This window comes from Vibrio sp. 10N.261.52.C11 (assembly GCF_041471405.1).
In the GTDB taxonomy this organism is placed as follows: domain Bacteria; phylum Pseudomonadota; class Gammaproteobacteria; order Enterobacterales; family Vibrionaceae; genus Vibrio; species Vibrio crassostreae_C.
On sequence record NZ_JBFROI010000038.1, the window covers coordinates 16,994 to 39,520 of the forward strand.

At 48.5% G+C, this 22,527-nt stretch carries 18 protein-coding genes and 2 pseudogenes; all 20 read left to right on the forward strand.

Annotated elements, in window-relative coordinates; all coding sequences use genetic code 11:
• Positions 1-30: 30 nt before the first annotated feature.
• Positions 31-318: a type IV conjugative transfer system pilin TraA gene (gene traA, locus AB4323_RS16150; RefSeq protein ID WP_016800088.1), complete on the forward strand. Its 288-nt coding sequence runs from the start codon at positions 31-33 to the stop codon at positions 316-318.
• A gap of 9 nt (positions 319-327) precedes the next feature.
• A complete protein-coding gene (traL, locus tag AB4323_RS16155) occupies positions 328-630 on the forward strand; it encodes a type IV conjugative transfer system protein TraL (protein WP_016800089.1) in 303 nt (100 codons plus the stop codon).
• A gap of 14 nt (positions 631-644) precedes the next feature.
• Complete coding sequence (gene traE, locus AB4323_RS16160) at positions 645-1,220, forward strand: type IV conjugative transfer system protein TraE (protein WP_016800090.1); 576 nt, start codon at positions 645-647, stop codon at positions 1,218-1,220.
• Positions 1,207-1,992: a type-F conjugative transfer system secretin TraK gene (gene traK / locus AB4323_RS16165; RefSeq protein ID WP_017096434.1), complete on the forward strand. Its 786-nt coding sequence runs from the start codon at positions 1,207-1,209 to the stop codon at positions 1,990-1,992. Before traE ends, traK begins: the two co-directional genes overlap by 14 nt.
• Positions 1,982-3,526 carry a TrbI/VirB10 family protein gene (locus AB4323_RS16170; RefSeq protein WP_048666133.1) on the forward strand — a complete coding sequence of 515 codons (1,545 nt, stop codon included), beginning with the start codon at positions 1,982-1,984 and terminating at the stop codon, positions 3,524-3,526. Before traK ends, AB4323_RS16170 begins: the two co-directional genes overlap by 11 nt.
• Positions 3,523-3,918 carry a type IV conjugative transfer system lipoprotein TraV gene (gene traV / locus AB4323_RS16175; protein ID WP_017104313.1) on the forward strand — a complete coding sequence of 132 codons (396 nt, stop codon included), beginning with the start codon at positions 3,523-3,525 and terminating at the stop codon, positions 3,916-3,918. The genes AB4323_RS16170 and traV overlap by 4 nt, the downstream gene beginning before the upstream one ends.
• Positions 3,919-4,068: 150 nt before the next feature.
• Positions 4,069-6,618 carry a type IV secretion system protein TraC gene (traC, locus tag AB4323_RS16180; RefSeq protein ID WP_229648361.1) on the forward strand — a complete coding sequence of 850 codons (2,550 nt, stop codon included), beginning with the start codon at positions 4,069-4,071 and terminating at the stop codon, positions 6,616-6,618.
• Entirely contained in the window at positions 6,569-7,300 is a 732-nt protein-coding gene (traW, locus tag AB4323_RS16185; protein WP_102488789.1) for a type-F conjugative transfer system protein TraW, read from the forward strand. The genes traC and traW overlap by 50 nt, the downstream gene beginning before the upstream one ends.
• A 158-nt stretch (positions 7,301-7,458) precedes the next feature.
• Positions 7,459-8,469: a conjugal transfer pilus assembly protein TraU gene (gene traU / locus AB4323_RS16190; RefSeq protein ID WP_017103572.1), complete on the forward strand. Its 1,011-nt coding sequence runs from the start codon at positions 7,459-7,461 to the stop codon at positions 8,467-8,469.
• Between the two features lie 253 nt (positions 8,470-8,722).
• The gene (gene trbC, locus AB4323_RS16195; protein WP_017103571.1) at positions 8,723-9,436 is read left to right on the forward strand and encodes a type-F conjugative transfer system pilin assembly protein TrbC; all 714 of its coding nucleotides are present in this window, start codon (positions 8,723-8,725) and stop codon (positions 9,434-9,436) included.
• 36 nt (positions 9,437-9,472) lie between these two features.
• The gene (gene traN, locus AB4323_RS16200) at positions 9,473-11,200 is read left to right on the forward strand and encodes a type-F conjugative transfer system mating-pair stabilization protein TraN (protein ID WP_372107313.1); all 1,728 of its coding nucleotides are present in this window, start codon (positions 9,473-9,475) and stop codon (positions 11,198-11,200) included.
• A gap of 23 nt (positions 11,201-11,223) precedes the next feature.
• The gene (gene traF, locus AB4323_RS16205) at positions 11,224-12,009 is read left to right on the forward strand and encodes a type-F conjugative transfer system pilin assembly protein TraF (RefSeq protein WP_102561329.1); all 786 of its coding nucleotides are present in this window, start codon (positions 11,224-11,226) and stop codon (positions 12,007-12,009) included.
• Between the two features lie 44 nt (positions 12,010-12,053).
• Positions 12,054-12,467, forward strand: coding sequence for a type-F conjugative transfer system pilin assembly thiol-disulfide isomerase TrbB (trbB, locus tag AB4323_RS16210; RefSeq protein WP_016800100.1), 414 nt, complete (start codon positions 12,054-12,056; stop codon positions 12,465-12,467).
• A complete protein-coding gene (locus AB4323_RS16215; protein WP_016800101.1) occupies positions 12,464-13,870 on the forward strand; it encodes a conjugal transfer protein TraH in 1,407 nt (468 codons plus the stop codon). Before trbB ends, AB4323_RS16215 begins: the two co-directional genes overlap by 4 nt.
• Before the next feature lie 3 nt (positions 13,871-13,873).
• Positions 13,874-16,687: a conjugal transfer mating-pair stabilization protein TraG gene (traG, locus tag AB4323_RS16220; RefSeq protein WP_229648364.1), complete on the forward strand. Its 2,814-nt coding sequence runs from the start codon at positions 13,874-13,876 to the stop codon at positions 16,685-16,687.
• A gap of 83 nt (positions 16,688-16,770) precedes the next feature.
• Entirely contained in the window at positions 16,771-17,307 is a 537-nt protein-coding gene (locus AB4323_RS16225; protein ID WP_229648365.1) for a hypothetical protein, read from the forward strand.
• Between the two features lie 866 nt (positions 17,308-18,173).
• Positions 18,174-19,647, forward strand: a pseudogene (gene ltrA / locus AB4323_RS16230) (group II intron reverse transcriptase/maturase).
• A 676-nt stretch (positions 19,648-20,323) separates the two neighbouring features.
• Positions 20,324-20,893 carry a hypothetical protein gene (locus tag AB4323_RS16235; RefSeq protein WP_016799065.1) on the forward strand — a complete coding sequence of 190 codons (570 nt, stop codon included), beginning with the start codon at positions 20,324-20,326 and terminating at the stop codon, positions 20,891-20,893.
• Positions 20,894-21,476: 583 nt separating this feature from the next.
• Positions 21,477-21,977 carry a transposase gene (locus AB4323_RS16240; RefSeq protein WP_017068482.1) on the forward strand — a complete coding sequence of 167 codons (501 nt, stop codon included), beginning with the start codon at positions 21,477-21,479 and terminating at the stop codon, positions 21,975-21,977.
• A gap of 26 nt (positions 21,978-22,003) precedes the next feature.
• Positions 22,004-22,527, forward strand: a pseudogene (locus AB4323_RS16245) (IS3 family transposase); the annotation flags it as partial.

The following is a 22,527-nucleotide window of genomic DNA, read 5'->3' on the forward strand; positions in this document are numbered from 1 at the left end:
TAAATTTATCACTCAATAAGGATATTTATTATGAAAAAACGCACCCAGCGCACCCTCCTTGTCGGGCTTGGCGTTGCTGTCTCGACACTTCTTATCACTCAGCCCGCTCTGGCTGCCGATATCTTCGCGTCAGGTAAACAAGCCATGAAAGACTCGGCGGGCAAAGGCTCTGCGGTTGAAACCGCGATGCTGGGGACTGGGCTTGCGGGGGCGGTCGTCACTGGACTGATGAGCCGTAACTGGTTTGCGGCCGTTGGCGGGTTCATTGGCGGCTCAGTCTTGTGGAATGTTGGAGCACCACTCGTCGGCTTAGGCTAAGGAGTCACAATGGAAGACCCTCATCAGTTTTTTTCTATTCCAAAACACATGAACAAAGGTCGTCGCTGGCTCGGGTTCCCAGTTGATGAACTCGTGCCTGCCCTCTGCATTTTTGGCCTCTCATTCTGGCTTAAACACGAAATGATAGGGCTGACGTTATCGCTGGCTTGGTTTGGGGGATTACGTTACATCAAAGCGCAATACGGTGACAACATAGTTACCCTGTCACTTTATTGGTGGGGGGCTTCCTTTGTCCATCCCACCCTCTTTAAGCGTACCCCCTCAGCCTGTCGTCGTTACTGGATTTTCTAAGGAGACCCTTCATCATGGATCCGTTTGTTAAACGGGATAAGCTGGCCGTCAAAAGCCTCCTCAATCTTTTTTTGAGTGCAGGCTTTCTTGTTATGCTTATCACTAACCTGGTGTTGGGTTACACCAGTTATCAAGCCCTTACCCATCAAAGCCGAACCCTAGTCCCGCCCACCCTCTCTCAAGCCTTTACGGTTTCGGATGGCGCGGTCGATGAACCTTATCTTGAGCAAATGGCGGATTATCTTCTCTACCTGAAACTCAACATCACGCCGGCAAGCGTTGGACGTCAGTTTGGTCAGTTACTTGAATATTTAGACGAGACAAGCTGGTACAACGTTCAACCTAAGCTGCTTCGAGAAGCCACGGTGGTTAAAAAAGATAACATCAGCAGCCAATTTTCTGTCGAGTTGGTCCGAATTTCTCTCGACACTCTCCAAGTACAACTCTACGGGAAACTCCAAAAGCACGTAGGCCAACGCGCACTAGATCCGGAGATGAAGTGGTATCAAGTCAACTTTAGCTATGACCAAGGCGTCATAGGTTTACTCTCCATTGAAGAAGTCGAGGTCAACACCGATGAATCTTTATGAGCAATCATTCACCCCATCGCAGCAATGGCACCCTTATTTTTTATCCATCGCGCTTTGGGTGGTCTTTTTCATCCCCTCTTTTGCCCTGGCTGAAAATGCCGCCATGGTGAGCTATGAGTTTGACGAAGGCGACACGATCCCCTTGTCACTCTCTTCCATTAACGTGAACCGTTTACTGGTCAACAATGACCGTATTATTTCGATCGTCTGCCCGAAAGGGTTTTGCACCTCAACGGGCAACCAAAAAGACGCTTCCGGCTCCATCACCTTAAAAATTAACCTTCCCTTACCGTTTACCGCGCACCTGACGACAGAGAAAGGGCGATTGTTTGCGCTGTTTATTACCCCCAAAGCTACACCATCTTTGGTCACGGAGTTTGTTTGGTCGCAAAATTACAAAGAGCAGCAAAGCCCGATTGAGCAGGCGGCGGATTATCCCGCCGCCATGACAGCGCTCACCAAAGCCATGATACGTTTTGTCCATGATGGCGCTCCCATTGCTGGTTTTAAACGTCACGACGTTGACCCCAAAACCTTACCCAAAGATGAAGCGTCACTGGCCATCATCCCTCAAACGGTCTTCGTGGGCCGTCATTATTCTGGGGTGGTTTATCAGCTCAAAAATCAAAGCCGCAGTGACATGGCGCTGACCACCGCGCAGTTCTACAGCTATTCCGCACGCTCAGCCGCGCTCGATGCCTATCAATTAAAACCTGGGCAAACTACCACGCTCTATCTCATTACTGGAGGAGGCGCCACCCATGCTCGATAAACAAAAAGACGCCTTGGGCCGTTTTAAGAAACGCGTCTTCAAAGACACCGACGGGGACTTTGAAGACGGCGGCACGATCAATGCCGTGACAAGAAAGCGCAATCGCACCATTACGCTCACGGTATTGCTGATATTGACCGCCCTGGCTTTTGTTGTTTGGCGGTTAACACTGTCTCCCCAAGCGCCAAGCAAGGGCATTCAAGATGTCGGATTTGGCGCTGTCGTCACCGATGATTTTACCGACAAAGACAACCAGTCCGCCCTGACGTTTCAACAAGACAAAATCAACCAAATAGAACAAAGCTTAGCGCGGTTTGAAGGCACATTAAGTCGCTTTGGACAAAGCTTAACCTCTGAGTTAGAGAACATTAAAAAGGCCAATGAGCGCGATACAAAATCGCAACTGACAGAGCTTGAGCAGCAGATGCAACAAAAGCTCGATGAAGTTGACGCGCTCAAGGCGCAGCTTGAGACGCAATTAGCCTCAACCCTCAAGGCAGGCGATCCTTCGACTCAACACGGCATCGAGACCAACCAAGGAGACACCTTTGGCCAATACAAACTGCCCCCAAGACCGGCCATTAATAGCAACATGGATAACGCCAAGGTGAATGAGTTCCAGTACCAAGAGCAAGATGATGTGGCCTTTAGTGGTGATGCCTTTGATAGCTTTGAATTTCACTGGCAAGCCAGTGTCGAGGAGAAACAATCCCGTCGCACGACCGATAACTACGTGCCAACCGGCACCTTTGTGACCGCCGTAATTACCGGCGGCGCTGATGCTAATGGGGGCGTCTCTGGACAAGGGGATACCTCACCGATTGTCTTTCAGACAGTCAATCAGGGGGTCTTACCCAACGGTCAGGCCTCTAAATTGAAGGATTGCACGATCACCGGCGCCGTCTACGGTGAGATCTCATCCAGCCGCGGCGTCGCTCGCACCAGTAGAATGAGCTGCATACAACCCAATGGCGATATTCTCGATATCCCCGTCAATGCGACCGTGTTTAACTTTGGTCGCAATGGTATTCGCGGTACCACCATTTTGAAAAACGGTAAGATCGTTCAAATGGCCGGCATTGCGGGGATCTTGCAAGGCGTAGGGGATGCAGGTAAAGCGCTGGCACAAACCACGACACCGACGGCGCTCGGCCCAAGTCAAAGCATCAACAGCGATAAAATTGGCTTGAATCTGCTTGGCGGCGCCACGGAGAGCGTTGGCAGCAAATTGGCGGACTACTACATCAAACTGGCCGAACTCTATCATCCGATAGTGGAAGTCAATCCTGGTGCCATCGTCAATATTGTCTTTTTGGAAGGCTTTCCATTAGATCCATTGCTGGCCGATGAATACGAAACGCGTATGAATGAGCAGCGTGAGCAAGTCTCCAACAGCAATCAACTGTTAGATGTCATTACCAACACCCCCTCTCTTCCACCAACCACTCAAACCGCCCCCATCAACCCTTTAGCGCAAAAAATCACCCAACAAGGGTTAAGCCGCGTGGGCTTTGGGCGTGAGGAATCACCATGAATAGGCACGCTTTGTTTTCACTATCGATACTCTTAGGTCTGACCGGTTGTAGCGCGGGCTTTGAGAGCGAATACAGTTGCGATCAGGTCGGCGGCGTTTCAGGTTGCGTCACCATGAACGAAGTTCGAGACAACCTATACGGTTATACCGGAGGCAGTGGTAACGCCACGGTCTCTTCTCAAGCGCGTCTCGCCCCACCTTCCGCCTTTACCTTACTGCCAAGGCGCAATCGAGAGGGGGAGCCAGAGCGAAGCCAAGAAGACGTTAAAAAACTCACCGTCTTCCCTTTCATCGACAAAGACAATCACTACATCGATACGATGGATGTTTACTTTGTCTTAGACGATAGCCGTTGGTCTGGGCGCCCTGCGCGCGCGATTTGGAAAGATTGATTAGGAAAAAAAGAAACGAAGCTTAAACATCATTTTTATCATGGGCGCGCGACATTCAGTCTCAGCCTTCTCTCAATGAGGGGGGAATCCATCAAGCGGTCCAAGATTGTGTCACGCCCCCTAACATTAAAATAGAAAAAGGGATCCCCCATGTTTTCCTCCTCACGCAGTGGCTTATCCGCCTTATTTCAAGAGGCCAAGCAAGCCCAAAACCACCTTCACCATGAACTGCCGTATCGAGATTACGATCCCATTGAGCGGGTGTTCGACAATCCCCACTCTCGCGGTTTTGGCTTTAAAATCAGTGTCCTTGGGGGCGCTAACGACGATTTAATTCAGTCGTTAAGCCACCTCATGGGGGATTTGCCAGCAGGGGATAAATGGGACTATCAAGTGCAGCTGTTTGGTCACAACCGAGTGGCGCACTATCTCGAAGGAAACCAAGCTCTACTCAGTCAGCGAGGCGGTATCTGCCAGAAGCTGGCTAACGATGACGCCATTTACGCCCACTACGCCGCGCAGCACGGTTTTTTACACCGACAAAAAAACAATCGCTTTGATTTGCGCGATTACGACGCGTTCTTTTTTGTCTCCACCACGGAAAAAGACCCACAAGAGCTGCTTGATGCGCGAATGACTCTAGAGACAGGACTGGCGCAGCTTGGTTTTGATTTACTGCCCGTCACGCCTGAGATGTTGCTGACCGATGTGAGTGATATCTTAAACTTTGATAAACGACAAGACCGGCCAAAGGAAAAAGGCTACAACCCGTTAGAGCCTTTGAACCTGCAAGCCCTCTCTCCCGATACCGAAGCGTTAACGCATCGTGGCCATATCGCCACCCGTCATACCAATGACCAAGGGGAGGAGGTGCGCACACGGCTGGTCAATTTGGGACTTTCTCGTCTGCCTGGGGATTATCGCTTGTACGCCTTACCTGAGGCCTTTTCTTCTCTTCGCAACGTTTCTCGTAATATCACTTGCCCTCACCGCGTCACGTTGAGCTTTCGTAATGAGCCAACCGGTAAGCAAAATGCGGATAACGATAATAAGATAAAAGACTTAACCAAGACGGTGAACAGCCAAATGGCGCTGCTGGCTCCAACAGCGGAAGATGAGCTCAAAGAGCGAAAAGCCCTACAAAAAGGTCTGTTGTCTAAAGAGTTTACCATTGCGTCTATGGTACTCACGGTCTCCCTGTTTACCGATAAGACCCACCAGAAAAAAGACACCCAAGCGGCGAAGGAGTCATTCAGCCATGCTGGCCTTGATATCATTCCCCTGAAAATGAATCAGCCACAAGCGCTGCTTTCAACGTTGCCTTTTATGATGAGCGAAGGGTTGTGGGGCGATTGTAAAAAAGCCGGCCGAGTTCGCACGTTAAAAAGCTCTAATCTGGTGAACCTCTTCCCTCTCATCATGGATTTTTGTCAGTTAAAAGGCGGCGTATTGCTGCCCACGATGCGCCAGCAAATTTCTTTCTTTAACCCTTTCACCTGTGGCAGTGATAACCAAAATATCGCTCTGACCGGAGGCTCAGGCGCAGGGAAAAGCTTTCTGGTTCAAGAGATTGCCGAAACGGTTTACGCCATGGGCGGTAAAGTGTGGATCCTCGATAAAGGGGCCAGCTATAAAAAATTGACGCTCAGCCTTGGGGGGACGTACATGACGCACGCCAACATCTTCTTAAATCCCTTCACGCATTTAGGCGCCATGCAAAGTGCTGAGTTTGAGTTTGTGGATGATGACGGTAGACCGGTCGACCCCATGATGGAAGCGCTCGATAATATCACGGCGTTGTTTGCCACCATCGCGTCACCCTACGTCCCACTGACGGCGTTTCAACAAAGCGTCTTAGGCGATGCGATAGTGACGGCATGGGAGCGTAAAGGTAATCAAGCCTTGGTGGATGATGTCAGAGACGCCTTGATTGAGATTGCTGGAGAAGAAAGCGACCGACGCATCAAAGACATTGCGGTGCAACTGAAAAAGTTCTGCACCGACGGCATGTACAAAGATGTGTTCAACAAGCCCTCCATGCTCGACCCCAGTGTGGAAATCACCACGCTGGAGCTGGATGGGTTTCCGCCTGCTGTGCTCAGACCCGTGATTTTTGCGTTGATGGTTTCGATTAACCAGCAGATGTACCTGGCTGGCTCTCGCTCTACCCCAAAGCTGTGCATCATTGAAGAAGCCTGGAGCCTCCTCTCTGGGGCAAACGAGCAAGCGAGGGAGTTCATCAACACCGGTTATCGCACCGCCCGTAAGTTCGGCGGCGCTTTTTGTACAGTGACTCAAGGGATTGAAGACTTCTTTAGCAACGAGGAAGCCAAAGCCTGCTACAACAACTCCGATATCCACATCATTCTTCGTCAAGGGGAAGGGTTTGATGAGTATCTGACCCAAAACCCGGATGCCTTCTCACCGTTTGAGCAGCGCCTCATTAAAAGTTTCGCTCCGTCTGCCGAAGCGGGATACAGCAGTGCGCGCATCAAAGCGGGTGGCCATGTCACCTATCACCGCTTTTTCGCCTCTCCGGTGAAACGCGCCATGTTCTCAACCGAGCCTAAGGAGTTTGAGTATTGTGAAAATCTTTATAAACAAGGCCACTCACTGGAGCGCGCCATTGAGCAAACCTCCAGGCACTTTTATGGCAAAGACATTGACGCCTTTAATCAAGCCATTGGGGCGAGCGCTTAAATCCCCCCTTTTTCTTTTGGTCGCTGGACTGGCAACGACAAATGCCGCTGGAAAGAACTTGGGCCAAGTGGCCCCTATCTTCCCCATCGGTGAGATTGACATGCTGGAGTGGATTGACCAAAGACTGAAAGGGTTTGAGGCCAGTGGTCAATTAGCGGACATGCAAAACGAGTTCACGGAGCGCGCCAAGCAAAGCATTGAAAACCCACCGCCCGTTGCAGGCTTAACCACCACGATCAACCCCCGCACCTTTTACGTTGACCCAAGCATCACCCTCCCTAAAGACATTATCGCCCCCACTACAGGAGCCGTGATTGCCAAAGCGGGCACCAGAGTGAACCCCTTTGATACCCGCACTTGGCCAAAGGTCGACGGTCAAAACGTTCTACCACAATTTGAGTTAAGTAAGGTGCTGGTCTTTTTTGATGCCAGAGACGCGCAGCAACGAAGGTTCGCTAGCGAGTATCAAAACGCCAAGCCAATCAAGTGGGTACTGACAGGAGGCAGCCCGAATAAAATGGCGACCTTATTGGACGCAAGAATGTATTTTGCGCAGCAAGGCCACTTAACCCAATCGCTTAACATTACTCACGTCCCAGCGATTGCCTACCAAGAAGGCACGCGCTGGCGCATCGATGAGGTGAACGTATCGGGTTTGCACCCCTTGGCGATAGAGCAATAACAATGACATCGCATTGGAAGTGCGCACCTCCCTTGATTATGCTTCCAGTATGACGCTTTTTTTTTCTTAACCAAGCTCGCTTTTGGCGGCGATTATGGGGCGAAGCCTCTTGTCGAGACAAAAGGAGTACCACGCTCGGCGTGGAAAAAGGACACCCCATGACACAACGACACTTTCGTTTACTGTTGTGCTGCCTATTGGTTTTTATTGCCCCATCAACCCTAGCAGCCAGTGCGGCGTGTAAAAGCCGTTTTATTAACCCCATGACCGATATTTGTTGGGATTGCTTGTTTCCGATGACGATAGGCTCAGCCACCGTCATGCCCTCTAAGTACCCCGATACGCCCAATCCCACACTGCCTATCTCTTATTGCCCTAAACCGCCGCCTATCTTTGTGCAAATAGGCATCAACATTGGCTATTGGGAGCCTTATGCCTTAACCGATATCACGCGCGTCCCTTACTGTATGGTGAACATGGGCGTGCAAATGTCCGGCGCTAACACTCAGCGTATCGGTGGGCGCGTGACCGCCCGTGAGAGTGACAGCAGTGACGGAGGCTTTTATCACGCCCATTGGTATAAGTACCCCGTTATTTATTGGCTGCAACTGATGCAATCCACCGCCTGCATGGCCACGGACGTTTTTGATGTGGCCTACATGACGGAAATTGACCCACTTTGGGACGACGATGAGTTATCCCTCATTCTCAATCCCGAAGCGTTACTGTTTGGTAACTTGGTTGCGCAGCTTGCTTGCGTGCCCGAAGCCCTGTTGACCTCCACTAACGCTGCCTTACCTATTGATGCTTTATTTTGGTGTTTAGGCTCACAGGGCAGTGCCTATCCGCTCACCGGCACCACCAACTATCGAGACACGCCCATCCAGGCGGCGACACTCTTGATGGAAAAGCTGAACTACAAACTGCACCGGCAAGGAATCATCTGGGAGACGCGCGGCGAAGATGGCGCGATTTGTTATCAATATCCCGATCCTATTTTGCCAAAATCTCGTTATCGGTATCAAATGTCGGGGCCTATTCCCGATGCCGCCTGGTGTCACCCGTACACCACGACAACCACAATCTGGGAAGCCGGCCATGACAACCCGGTGACAGGGGATAACTTTGGTTTTGTACAATGGCGAAAGCGCAACTGTGTCTTTTTATAAGGTGACGCGATGATGCCCATTCTTCCCCACAAAAATGAAACGGACCTATTTATTGCCAGTCACCCTGACTCCCTTACCGATTTTTTAAAAACAGAGCTCGCCAACAACAAGCACATTTACTGCTGTTTCCCGCTCTCGCAGTTTTGCTTCTCGTTTTGTCGCGATCTCAATGCTCGTAAGGTGCTGTCAATCAGCTTCCAAAACGCTCACACCCTCTACCCACCCTTTCAGCGGCCATAATGAAGAGGTTACTATGACCATTCCATCTTTTGAGAGCACCTTTAGGCGCTCTCTTGTTTTTCTGTGTTTTTTTATCGCGTTACCCGCCCAAGCTTACACTGAGCAAGAGCTCAAATCTTTTGCCAAGCTTGAGCAAAAAATGACTCAACAACCGGAGGCGGCGAAGACGTGGCCTACGGACGACATACAAAATAAAGCCCAGGCTTATCGAGAAGAAGCGCTGACTCTCAGCCGCAATGTTCAAGATTTGATAAAAGAGGAGAGCCTGTCCCCCTTATTGGGGCGACAAAAGCCCACGCGCAACCCTGACCAAGCCCCAAAAGGGGTAATGGTGTTTGTTTCACTCACCATGCCCAAGACCGCGCTCAAACAGCTTCTGATGCAAAGTGAGCACTTAGGCGTTCCACTGGTGATACGCGGTGTCTTACCTGAAGGTTTTCCGGCCACGGCCAAGCGGATCGAGGCCTTGATACGCTCCCCCAATAAGGCGCCCATTCAAAGCGGCTTTTCCATCAGCCCTGATTGGTTTAAGCAATTTGATATTCATCGCGTACCGGCCTTTGTTTCGGTCAAACAAAACCGTTGCTTACCTAAGCAGCCTTGCAAAGCCAGTGACTACGACATCCTTTACGGCAACATTTCACTTTACCAAGCTCTGGATTACCTCGCGGCCGGGGATGCGCAGCAAAACATTCATCCACTGTTGCGCACGCTCTATGCCCAATAACCCTCTCTCACCCCAACTTTTGATGAGGTGCTCCTTATGCGCATTGACCTCTGGGCTGCGCTCACGCTCAGTTTTTTATCTACTCTCGCTCTTGCCAGCGAACAACAAACCTTTACCGAGAGCGCCAATTGGGCGAAGCAAACGGCAAGCCAAGCTCTCACGCCTCATGCGCTTCCACTCAATGTCGATGACTATTGCAAAGACGCCACGTGTCGAAAAGAGATCCGCAGTCCAAAAGAGTCAAGACTGTCAGACAGTGATATCAATGCACAAAAAGGGACAGAGTTTGTGACCAATGGATTGGCTCAAGACATCAACACCCACTTTAATAAAGGGCGCCCCGATGTTAAAAGCGACCCAGCGATGCGCTTTGCCTTACTCGGCCAAGAGAATGCGTATGAAATCACTCACGGTCTCTCAAATGCCTATGTGGATTGTGATAGCGGCTCCCAGTGCCTTATCGAACACATTCCTAAACAGTGTCATCGTCCAACGAATAACAATGTGCCTTGTACAAAAGTCCCCGTTGCCTCCGTGAGCACCGGTGAGGTGAGCTACCGCTGTCCATCCGGCTGGACACAACAAGGGAGGGATTGCCAACGCCCCCTCCCACAATGCCGATACAATAATGACAATTACGTGAGGCAATCAGGGACTAGAAGAGGTTTTTCGGGATCAGAAACCACGTATTTTTGGGATGGAAAGATAGTCTCTCCCAACCAAGGCTACACGCTTGGCGATTTAAAATATACCATCAACTTAAACTGGCAATGGAGCGCATACTGGCATAAACGCTACGAGATTTGTCGACCCACCACACAAACGAAAAAAGCCACCTTGAGCTGCTCAAACGGATTCTCCTTATCCGGAGGGAACTGCATCAAAAACACCATGACCTGGCGAACACAATGCCGCCTGATGAACTCGTGCAAGGTCACTCGCCAGCAATGTATTGAAGGTCGAGCCACCCGCACCATTAATGGCATTCCCACCACGCTCAATTGTTGGAAATATCGGATAGACCATCATTGTGACCGCCCTAATACCTGCGCAAACCTCCCGAAAGACTGTACGACTCAAACTCAACATTGCAGCCTTAAGCAAAATGGGGTGTGCGTCGAGCAAGAGGTCACAAAGCGTTGTGTTGAGAAGACATGCCGAACCACTGATCTGCAATGTGGGGAGCACTCCTTCTGTCTTGACGGGGAGTGTTACGAGGAGGCGCCCAAATTGAATAACAATTTTGATAAGTCCGTTGCGGCACTGGCAGGACTTGCCGAAGCCGTGAAAGACATCGGCGACCCACCCAAAATATTCACGGGAAAGCCGATGAAGTGCAGTAAGAAACTCGCGGGCTTCAACGATTGTTGTAAAGACTCAGGATGGGGGCAAGGATTGGGAGCGAAATGCAGCGAAGCGGAAGAAGCGCTGGGGGAAGCCAAAGAGAAAGGCTTAACCCTGTACGTGGGGCAATACTGCGCCAAGAAAGTGCTGGGTGTCTGCACCCGTAAAAAGCGCAGTTACTGCGTTTACGACAACAAGCTGGCCAAAATCATCCAAGAGCAAGGGTCTCTTCAGCAACTGGGTAAACGGTTAGGCAGTGCTAAAAATCCCACCTGCGCCGCTATTACGCCCGAAGAACTGGGTCAAATCAATTTTGAATACATTGATTTTAAAGAGTTCTACCCGGAAATGCGTGCCAACACCAACCTCCCCAACTTTGATGAAATCAAGAAACGACTTCAAAGTGCCACGGGCGGATAACCGCCTCCACGGAATCAAGGTCTATGATGATGAAAAAACCTCTGCTTTGCGTCATTACCCTAGCGCTGCTGACTCACCTCCATCCAGCTCTTGCTCAAGAAACCCCTCCTGGGTGGCGCTGGTACAACGAGCCAAAGGCAATGCCCGTAACGCCCAAACCTAAGCCGCTACCAAGCAACACTCAAACCACCGTATCAAGCCCTAAAACGTTATCGGCGACCGAACAGATGGCCTGGTTTCACTCTGTGCATATTGAAGCGCAAAACGACGCGGCCATTCATCCCAAAGATAAAGACAAGCTCGCGAAGTTTTTAGCGTTAAATCATTTTATCACGGACCAAACCGACCAATTAGGCATGACCTTTAAAGCGCTGCTGCTCGAAAGACCTGAGTTTTCTTACACCAAAGACCATCCGACAGAGCAAGCGGCAAGACAAGTGTATTTAACACTGGAGGATAAGAAGAAAACCGACGCGGTTGAAAAGATGAAACAAGACGGATGGGGCTTTTTCTTTGTTTATGAAGGAAAAGATACGCTAAGCCAGCAACTCGCCCCGTCCATTCAAGCGTTTGCTGACCAATACCATTTTGAGCTCCTTGGGATCAGTAATGATGAAACCTTCATCACTCACCTCAAAGAAAACCGCCACAACCAAGGAAAAGTCACGGTGCCTTTTACGCCCGCCTTGATTTTGGTGCATCCAAGCACTGGAGAGATGAAGCCACTGGCGTACGGCTGGATAAGCCAAAATGATTTAATTGGGCGCTTTTACAACGTCGCCACCCACTTTGAGCAATCGGATTTTTAAAGCCACTCAATCCATGTAAAACCACCCAAACGTAAGGAGGCGCTATGCCATTTCTTCGTACCCTTGTGCTTGCTTTTTTGATTCATGCCGCCAGCGCACACGCTGCCATGCAAAACCAATATGCCCTAGTGTTCTTTTTTGAAAGCACCTGCCCGTACTGCCATAAGACCGCCCCTAAAATCACTCGTCTTGGCGAGCGATTTCAATTGCCGGTTTACGCCTTCTCTGTTGATGGGCCGGGCCTTCCAGGGTTTGAGGTCCCTATCCCTGTCACACCAGAGATAGGCAAGACCTTTTTCCCAGGCCAGGGAAAAACGGTCATGCCTGCGACCTTCTTAATGAACGTGAACAGCCGTAAGTTCTCACGTCTGAGCATTGGAGACGTACCAGAAAGCACGCTTGCCCAAAGCATTCAGAACGCCCTTAACGATCCGCGAGTGCAGGAGGCTCTCCAATGAAGCGCTCACTTTTCCACCACTTGTCCACCGTTGCGGTGAATAAGCGAGTTATTCCTTTATTTCTCATCAGCTTATCAGGCGTAAGTCACGCCGACACCAACCACTCGCTGGCCCGCTTTTTTGATAACTCAGGGTACAACGCCAACGTCTCAACCCCGACGGCTTACCAAGGGCAATCGGCCAACTACTACACCGGTGGCAGTTTGTTTGTGCGTAATCAAATTGTCGATGCACAGTTGGTCAGCGTCACTGTCCCCTCCATCAGTACCGGGTGCACTGGCATTGATATGTTTATGGGGGGATTTTCACACATCAGCTCAGACCAACTGGTGAAACTGGGCAAAGCCATTATTCATAATGCCCCTCCTTTTATTGTCAACTTAGCCCTGCAAACCTGGGCACCGCAGCTCAAGCAAAATCTGGATAATCTCCAAGCCAGGCTCGACAAATATCTCAATCAATCGGTGAACTCTTGTGAAGCCGCGCAAGCGTCCATCGGTGGACTGGCCGCCTTTGCCGCTCCTGCTACCAAAAAGCATGTCTGCGCGACGCTTGGTACACAAAACAACGCCTTCTCAGATTGGGTTCAAGGGCAGCAGGAATGTGGCGCAGGAGGCAAAGCAGCGGGTCAGCTAAAGGACGCCAAAAAGGATCCAGCCCTGAAAGACATGACCCAAACCAATCACAACGTGGTCTGGTCTGCGATCATGAATAACGCTTTTTTGTCCTCCGACAAAAATCTAGCGCAATTCATGATGAGTTTGTCAGGCTCTTACGTGTACGACAAAGACGGCAATCCGCGTTATTACCCTAGCCTTTTGACCGACAACAACAACCTCGTCAACGTGCTGCTCGAAGGGGGCAAGGCTGACGTTTATCAGTGTCGCAAAACAGGCCCAGATGCGTGCATTACCATTACCAAGCGTAATAACTTATCCATAAGTCAAACTAACGGCATACAAAACCAGATACGCAAACAACTGGAATCGATACTGCAAAAGATAGCCACCGACCAAAGACTCACGCGTCAACAAGAGGGTTTTCTGGAGCTGATTCAAACGCCGGTACTCAAGTTCTTTATTGACGACTTATCCGCCAATCAAACCCCCGATACCAGCAACTACTCGCGAATGATAGCGGTGGAGCTGCTTAATCAGTACCTCGTGAGCATGTTAAATGTTGCCCGCCAATCCTTGGCCAACACCAACAACAGCCAGGATGACATCGCCCTCATCACTCGTGATATCGATAACGCCAAACGCTTTACCGCGGGGCTGGCTGAGAATGCCATTGAGGCGCTCAACAACCGCAATCAACTGATTGACTCGCAAAGAAAGACCACGCAGCAAAGCACAAAAGAAATCAGCACGACCACCAAACCTACCCCGGCTTATGGGAACTGACCTATGATACTCGAATATTACACTTACACTTCCGGCGAAGTGGTCAACAAAGCCTTTAATGCGCTGGCCACTTTTTTTAGAACCAATACCTTTGGGGATTACTTACAGATGTGCATGATGCTGGGGCTTATCACCAGTTTGTTTATCTTCATGCTGTCACGTAACCCCAAAGACCTCATCAAATGGATGGTGGTGTTCTTTGCCGTACCCCTGTTTCTTATCAACATGAAAGCCGACATGCTCATCATTGATAAGACGCAACCGGGTAAGGCTTACAAGGTGGATAATGTCCCTTACCTCGTGGCCGTGCCTACTTACTTTTTCTCTTCTATCATGGTGGGGATGGCCGAAGGTGTGGAAGGCATTTTCACCACCTCCGACGATGAGCGTTATGGTCGTACTGGGATGTTGTTTGGCTCGGAGCTGTATCAGCTCTCAAGACAATCCAGAATCAATGAGCTGGCACTACAAAAACTCTGGCGAGACTACTTTCATAACTGCATGATTGGGGATGTGAGAATCAATGGGAAATACACCTGGGATGAACTCTTTACCGCCCCTGATATTTTTGCCTTTTTAGACGGCGTTAGGCAAAGCCCGTTGCGCGCCCTTTATCTTGATGAGGGCGGCGGCCGAAGCACCTACAAGCGATGTGAAGAAGCTTACCCTATCATCAAGCAGCGCTTTGATGATGCCGCCAATAAAAACATGAGCTTGTTAGCGCATCAATTGCTTGGCAAAGACGCGGACCGTTATAAGCCGCAAGTGGTGCAGTCACTCACCCGCAGCTACGACAAATTTTTTAGAATGAGTACCAGCGCGTCCAGCACCATCAAACAAAACATGCTGATGAACGAGCTACGCTACAACCTTGATAGCCTTGACCCAACGCAAGCTGCGCTCAATTACGCTTATACCACCAATAAACTGCAAACCACCTCAATGTGGGCGTCATTAGGTTTGATGGCAAGAGAATACTTGCCGATGCTCCATACCATGATGTTTATGTTGTTCGCGTGCCTAGGCTTCTTTGTTGCAGGTGCCGCGGTCATTCCTGGCTTGACCATGATGGTGTTAAAAAACTATTTTGGGACGTTTGCCTTTTTGGCCACGTGGCCAGCCTTGTTTGCCATCATCAACGGCTTTCAGCTTTGGGGACTGGAATCTCTGTCTACGGATGTCTCGGGGAAGTTCGGGGGGCTAGTGCTTTCCAACGCGAATGCCGCGGATGAGCTTCACAGCCGCTTCGCCTGGATCACGGGTATCTTGATGATAGGCGTCCCTATGATAGCCAAAGGCATTTTAAAAGGCGGTCAAGAAGTCATGTCGAGCATGAACTACCAGCTCTCGAGCATGATTAACTCGACCAATGCCAGAGCGAGCGCTGCAGCGTCCACGGGTAATCTGGATTTTGGCAGTATGCAGATTGACAACCACAGCATGAACAACACCCATGCCAATAAGTTTGATACCAATACCCTCGCCAACCAAGGTCACAGCTACACCCAAAACCCAGACGGCTCGGTGACCACACAACACGGAGATGGGCGCACCACCTACGACAGCTCACAAACCACCAGTCGCGGCAACATCAGCGCCAACACGCAAAGCATGCTGCAAGAGAGTGTGGCGAATGCCCGCAATCAAACGCAGCAAAACCTTGAACAAACCAGTACCCAACTGAGTCAAACCCTCCAAGGAGGCGCGGCGCTGAGCGACCGCTGGCATGATAGTGTGGGTAAAAACCTGGCTTACGGTGAAGGCAGCACCAGTGGCTTTAATACTCAAGTCAGCCAAGGTATGAATGACATGCAAACGGCGGTTGACAGCGTGATTCAACAAACGGGTTGGACGAAAGACCAATCACAAGCTTACCTGCAAAGTGTCTATGGCGGCTTCGAGGGCGGCGTAGGCACCGGTAAAGGGGCATCGCCATTCAATTTAGGCGCCAGTGGCGGCGTGAAATGGTCTGATGATGAACGTACGGCTTACAGCAAGATGAATACCGAGCAAAAGCAGCAGCTTGAGCAAGCCACGCAGCAATACACCGAAGGGGCCAATGCCGTGACCAGTGCCGGCACGCAGGTGGACAATAAAGACACCCGAACTTCGGTTGAGCAGTTTGCGCATGACTTTGCGATTAACGCCAGCAACACCAAGTCTCTTGGTGTAAGTGCCATGCAAAGCCAATCGGACTTGAACGCCCTCTCGAATACTCAAACGCGCCTCGACTCTGGCAGTGCCAGCTTTACGGCCAACGCGATTCAAGGCTTCCAGAATTACTTGGAAAAAGACATAGGATTAAACCAACCAGACGTCCAACGCCTAATGACCGCTTACCAACCGGAAGATATTGCTGATGCTAAAAAGTCTTGGCAAGAATACACACGCACTGAAGAGTTCACCACCATGGCGGGACTCGATGGTGACACGGCGAAGATTGTGGCAACAATGGAGAAAGCGCATGAAACCACCACCCCAACCCAACAACCAGAACTGACACCCGAGCAAAACAACACGATGGAGAAAGGATGGGCTAGTACCGTCGATACCGTGGCACACACCCGCACCGAGATGCTGCATACCAAGGGAACGGGCGGACTCTTTAATCAAGCGCGCTTTGATGGGGTTACCGATGATGTAAAACTTCAACAAGAGGAAGCGCAGAAACCCATCATCAAACCTGAGCCGATGATTGAACTGACAGTCAAGTCGCAGGTAGAAAAGGAGATCACTAGACCCGAAAGGACGGAATACGTCACCTCCGACCAAGCCTATCCTGCGGTGCCAAGATACACACAAAACTCGAAAGAATAATACTTAACTAGGTGCATAAAAAAGAACTTTATGTACCGCCTAAATACTGGTATTATGATCAGGTATCTAGAGGGAGAATGACCATGAAAACAGTCTTACCATTACTGCTGCTTACCTGTGCGAGCGTGCAAGCTCAACCCCACTCTCCCGAGCTCACTCAACTGCTGAGCGAGATACACGAGCAGTACGAACTCGCAATGATAAATAAAAGACCATATTCCCAAAACCTGCCGGACATCACCAAACTGCCCTACTTCTTGCAGCACATTGACGAGACGGACACCGTGGAGTCCATACGCTTAAACGCCTACCTACAAGGTTTGCATACTGCGTATTTTGACAATGCCTATAATCAAAAACAGCTAGGCGGAGGAAGCTGGTTCTGTATGCGCGATACAATGGCACTCGATCCAAGGCGCCACCCTGAGTTCCTTGAAGATATGATCTGGATGGTACTTGAGAAAACCGCCAAAAACGATCCGCAGAAGTTCAGACGAGCAAACTATGCAGGGTCCTTCGGCGTTGATATTTCAATGATTATTAACTACGGCTTACAAACCGAATACCCTTGCTACAGCCCTATCCCTAAATCGTTACAATTTAACGGCTGGAAATATTAATCTCGGCATAGGATATCCATCGAGAGTGAATGTAATTTCAGGTATAAGGCCAGTACGAGAGAGTAGGAACGGGTTAAATGTCTTTATTCTAGACTAGGTATTCATTGGCCGCTGCTTGGGCACAAAAACGTTCCTTTAACCCCTTATATAGCCCAAGAAAGTATTACGTTCCTGTTTCCATGAGTAGCAAGCAATAAAGTATCCTCTTAAAATGGCAGCGATCGCATCGGTACGCTGCTATTCGTTCTAATGAATCATTAGAGTAGTAGCTCTAGCTCATTTCTGCCCGTGCGACCTGAAGTCGTATGAAGCGTTGTTCACCACGACAAGAGTGAACCATCTGTATCACCAGATGACCCTAAGATCCTGAATAAAGTAGCGGATCTGACAATGTAACGAAACTTGGCCGTTAGGCTGAGTGGGAACAAAATCGTGAGAGGATGTTCCTCCTGAAAACCACAATTCGGGTAAGTGCTAGGGAGTCAATATGATGAACGTATGTGAATCCATTAAAGGTGCGTCATATGATGAAGCAGCGGAAGTGGTTAATACGCTGTGGCCAAAACGGCAACGAGAGTCGGAAAGGAGTTGGGCATTGGCCTTTCGTGATCAAAGTACTCTCCGCACTAGAGTGGGCATCTAAGTTGACATTTTACGTAACATACGGAACAGGGTAAGCCTGTATCGCTCCCTATGGGAAAGCCCTTGTGGCCGATAGTGATGCGGGTAAAGGAGGTCGGAGAAAGCGAAGGCTGCATTGTAACGATGCAGATACAGACTCGTGTCTGGTCACGAAAGTGAGCCCACTTCCGACTGGTCTTTCGTTGCGAGAGAGTTTGAAGAACTTTATTTAAGGAGAAACGCAAATGATGATTTCTAAAGAGATTAGTGCCTCTCCTGACAGTGCTCAATGGCAGTCTATCGACTGGAAACCTATTGAGTCGCATGTATTAAAGCTTCAGATGCGTATCGCAAAGGCAACTAGAGAAGGTAAACACGGTAAAGCGAAAGCCTTGCAGTGGATACTAACCCATTCTCGCTCAGCCAAGCTTCTTGCAGTAAGGCGAGTATCTCAAAATAAAGGTAGTAAAACGTCTGGAATAGATGGTGTCATCTGGAACACAGATGCACGCCGCATAAAAGCAGTTAATCAATTGAGTCGAAAGGCGTACAAAGCCCAACCGCTCAAGCGTATCTACATCCCTAAAAAGAACGGCAAGCTCAGACCATTAGGCATTCCATGCATGATTGACAGAGCGCAACAAGCCCTCCATCTTCTTGCATTAGAGCCTATATCGGAAATGCTTGCTGACCCTAATAGTTATGGATTTAGGCCAAATCGCAGTACTGCCGATGCAGTTGGGCAGTGTTTCAAATGTTTGGCATTAAAGAAATCAGCTAAATGGGTACTTGAAGGGGATATTAAAGCTTGTTTCGACAAGATCGGCCATCAATGGCTTCTTGATAACATCGTTATTGATAAGAGAATGTTGGAACAATGGCTAAAATCTGGCTTTATGGACAAAGGTCTGTTTTATCGCACCGATGAGGGAACACCGCAAGGTGGGATAATATCACCAACCTTGATGCTAATGACTCTTGCTGGACTTGAGCAGCATATTAAGTCTACGGCCCTCAAAAAGGGTAGTAGAGCCAATTTCATTGGATACGCCGACGATTTCGTCGTCACCTGCGCTTTAAAGGAAGTGTTGGAGAACGATATCAAACCGTTGATCGCTGAATTTTTAGCGGAAAGAGGCTTAACATTATCCGAAGAGAAAACGCACATTACACACATCGATAACGGCTTTAACTTTCTAGGGTTCAATCACAGAAAGTACAAAGGGAAATTGCTCATTAAACCGAGTAAATCTAACACATTGCTGTTCTTGAGCAATCTGCGCGAACTCATCAAAAAGCATGCAACAACCTCTGTAAACGATCTTATCAAACTGATAAATCCGAAATTAAGGGGTTGGGCTAATTATTATCGCCATTGCGTGGCTAAACAGGTATTCGGATATGTAGGTCATAAGCTATTTCTTGCATTATGGTACTGGGCAGTGAGGCGTCATCCGACAAAATCCAAAACTTGGGTGGCCCTTAAATACTTCGTCAACCGAAAAGGCCAATGGCATTTTCATGGTTGGCAGAAGATCATGGATATGGATTGCCAGTTCAATCTCTTCCAAATAGCCAAAGTACCGATCGAGAGACATGTAAAAAATCCGAAGTGCAGCGACACCATATGACCCTCAACACCAAGAATACTTGGCTAAGAGAAAGTCAAAAAGGCAAGCTCGCAACTCTTGGAAGGAGCCTACTCTCGCTGCTTTATAAGTTGCTGGGTATCAAACGATGCCTTCGTGAAGGCTTGAGCCTAGTGCAGTGAAAGTTGCACGCTGGGTTCTTAGGGGGACGGCACTTGGTAACAAGTGTCGTCTACCCGACCTAAATTGGTTTCGCCAAAAAGTCTGCATTCACAGTCGAGTGGTTTTTGGCCTAATAGAACTAATCTGACACCCAAACTCAAAAAGAACGTAAACTGGGTATCAGAGTGCAGTTCTTAGTTCAAAGCAACTCGATGACTTTTGCTCTACAAACCGATCTTAAAGCGTCACAAACTTACAAGGCGTTATGGAAGCATACCGCCTTGATCAAGTGTCTAAAATCTTCGCTAAGAGCGTTTGAGGTGGTCTGAGGGCTGTTTCTGATAGCAAACTCGCACATTTACCAAATAGTAATAATAAACACCGATTTTTGTGAGGTTGTGTTGCAACAATTTTAAAGCCGTCCTCCGCAATCTAAAACTTGCGTCAATAAGAATTAGCAATTTCGCAGTAAAACCTCGCCCGATGAGGATGATCACAGGGATATTAAGTGTTCTTTACTATAAGGATAAGGAGCGCCATTTTATAAACTAAATAGCGGCCTTGCCCCTGGTTGAATGCTGTTTTTATATACAGTATATTTGGCTGGTTTTTATTCCCGATTTATACGTTTAACGGAGCAAAATATGAGTAACACAGGTGAAGATCTAATTTTAGCTATAGAGAATAATTCAAAACTGATGCAATTGAGTAATTGCCCATCTGTACCAGTTGAATTTAGTCGTGCTGTTTACGGTTCTGTTCAGAACGATTCTGGCAATGGTTCTGTTATTGAAAATAAAGGAAATATGCAGAGTCAAATAAATACGGCTCTTGCTTTTTCCGGAGCAAACTCAGAAACAGAAGTGTGGCATTTTTTAATGGGGTCAGCTGTTCACCATTTTGTAGTTGTTCCATGGTATAAACAATCAGCGCCTCAAGGTGTTGTATACACTATTTTTATGGCTTATGAAGATAAGTACAAAGTAGATAATTATGTAAATAAGAAAAGTCCAGCTCCTACAGGGACTAAAGGTTATAAAAAGGTTTGGACAACTAGCGATTTGAGTAATATGTTTTCTGAGTTACTAACAAGTAGCGATGCTTGGGAAAGTTACTTTGGAAATGTTGGAAAAAATCAAGCAACTAAAATTACTTATTGGAAGTACAAAACAACAACTTTATCTTCTGCTATCACTAATGTTAATAATTATTAACGTACCCCAAATTAGCGTTGAGGTATGATGGTTTTTTGATCAATTAGCGTTCATGCTAAACCCTGTTATTTATGGCAAGGTAAGCATAGCGTGAGCTTGAAAAGCTCATTATTTCGGTATCCGTGGAAGCCTCCTCCTTTCCATTACGTTGGCTCTTAATACGTTATGGCGCGTAGAGAGGGGGAGGTAGTTTCACAGTAGTATTTAACGTTGCTGAATACACATTTACCATAACGACACTTAGTGCGAACCCAGATTTAGATGCAAAAAAAACCTCCCAATCGGGAGGCTTTTTCTTAGAGAGTGTCATGAAAGCTAATCTTTACTGCATTATGAGTATAGATCAGGTTTTAGATGTGTGTGATTTTGCCTTAATTTAATTTAACGGCACTTAGTGCGCACCTAACCCAATACTTTTGCTAGCGCGATGCTACTCACCGCACTAGCACTTCACAAGTAAATTTGCCATACCTGTAGTTATTGATGGTTTTCTAATTTAGAAAAGGCACTGGCAAGGTTTCCCTATCTGGCAGGGTAGTTGTCACTGTTAAAATTTAACCAGTTTGGGCGATAAAGAGTAATTGTGTCTCGTATCTCAGTAGAAAGAAAAGAAGCTATCTTGAAGAAGCTATTACCTCCCTATTCGATGTCAGTGAAAGAAGTGTCGGAAGAGGAAGGAATTAGCACTGCGACCCTGTATCATTGGCGCCAGCAACTCAGAGGTTCAGGAGCCGCCGTGCCAAATAGCAACACTTCATCAGAGCAGTGGTCTGCTCAAACTAAACTCGCCATTGTTGCCGAGACTTACTCGATGACCGAAAGTGAACTCAGCCAATATTGTCGTGAAAAAGGTCTTTTCCCTGAACAAATCCAAAGTTGGCGCAGCGAATGTATGCAAGGGTTTAAGTCGAGTAAAGAGCAGGAAGCTGAAGCAAAGAAGCAGGCTAAAGCTGACAAACTTGAAATCAAAGATTTGAAGAAAGATTTACGACTCAAAGAAAAAGCACTCGCTGAAACGGCCGCCCTCTTGGTACTAAGAAAAAAGCTGAGAGCCTTTTACGGGGAAGAGCCAGAGGACGACTAACCTCAACCGATGAAAGGCAGACCATAGTGACTCTAATCCTTGAAGCGAAGCAATGCGGATGCCGTTTACAGCTAGCTTGCCATGAAGTTCAAATTGACTTGAGAACCTATCGTCGCTGGTATCAGCAAGGAGAAGTTCAAGCTGACAAAAGGCCAATATGCATCAGACCTGAGCCTGCTAACAAGCTGTCTCAGGAAGAGCGTGATGCGATTGTCGAGGTGTGTAACCGCTCTGAGTTCGCAAGCTTGCCTCCAACTCAAATCGTCCCGACACTGCTTGATAGAGGTGAGTATATCGCCTCTGAGTCGAGCTACTATCGAGTACTGAGTACGCAGGGGCAACTTCACAAGCGAGGTCGTCAGCGGAGCAGACAGAAGCAAGCGAAGCCAACCAGTTACACAGCGACGGACTCAAACCAAGTCTATACGTGGGATATCACTTACTTACCTTCAAAGGTTCGAGGCCAACACTATTACCTGTATGTCATTGAGGACATCTACAGTCGAAAAATTGTTGGTTATGAAGTGTATGAGCATGAATGCGGTGAGCT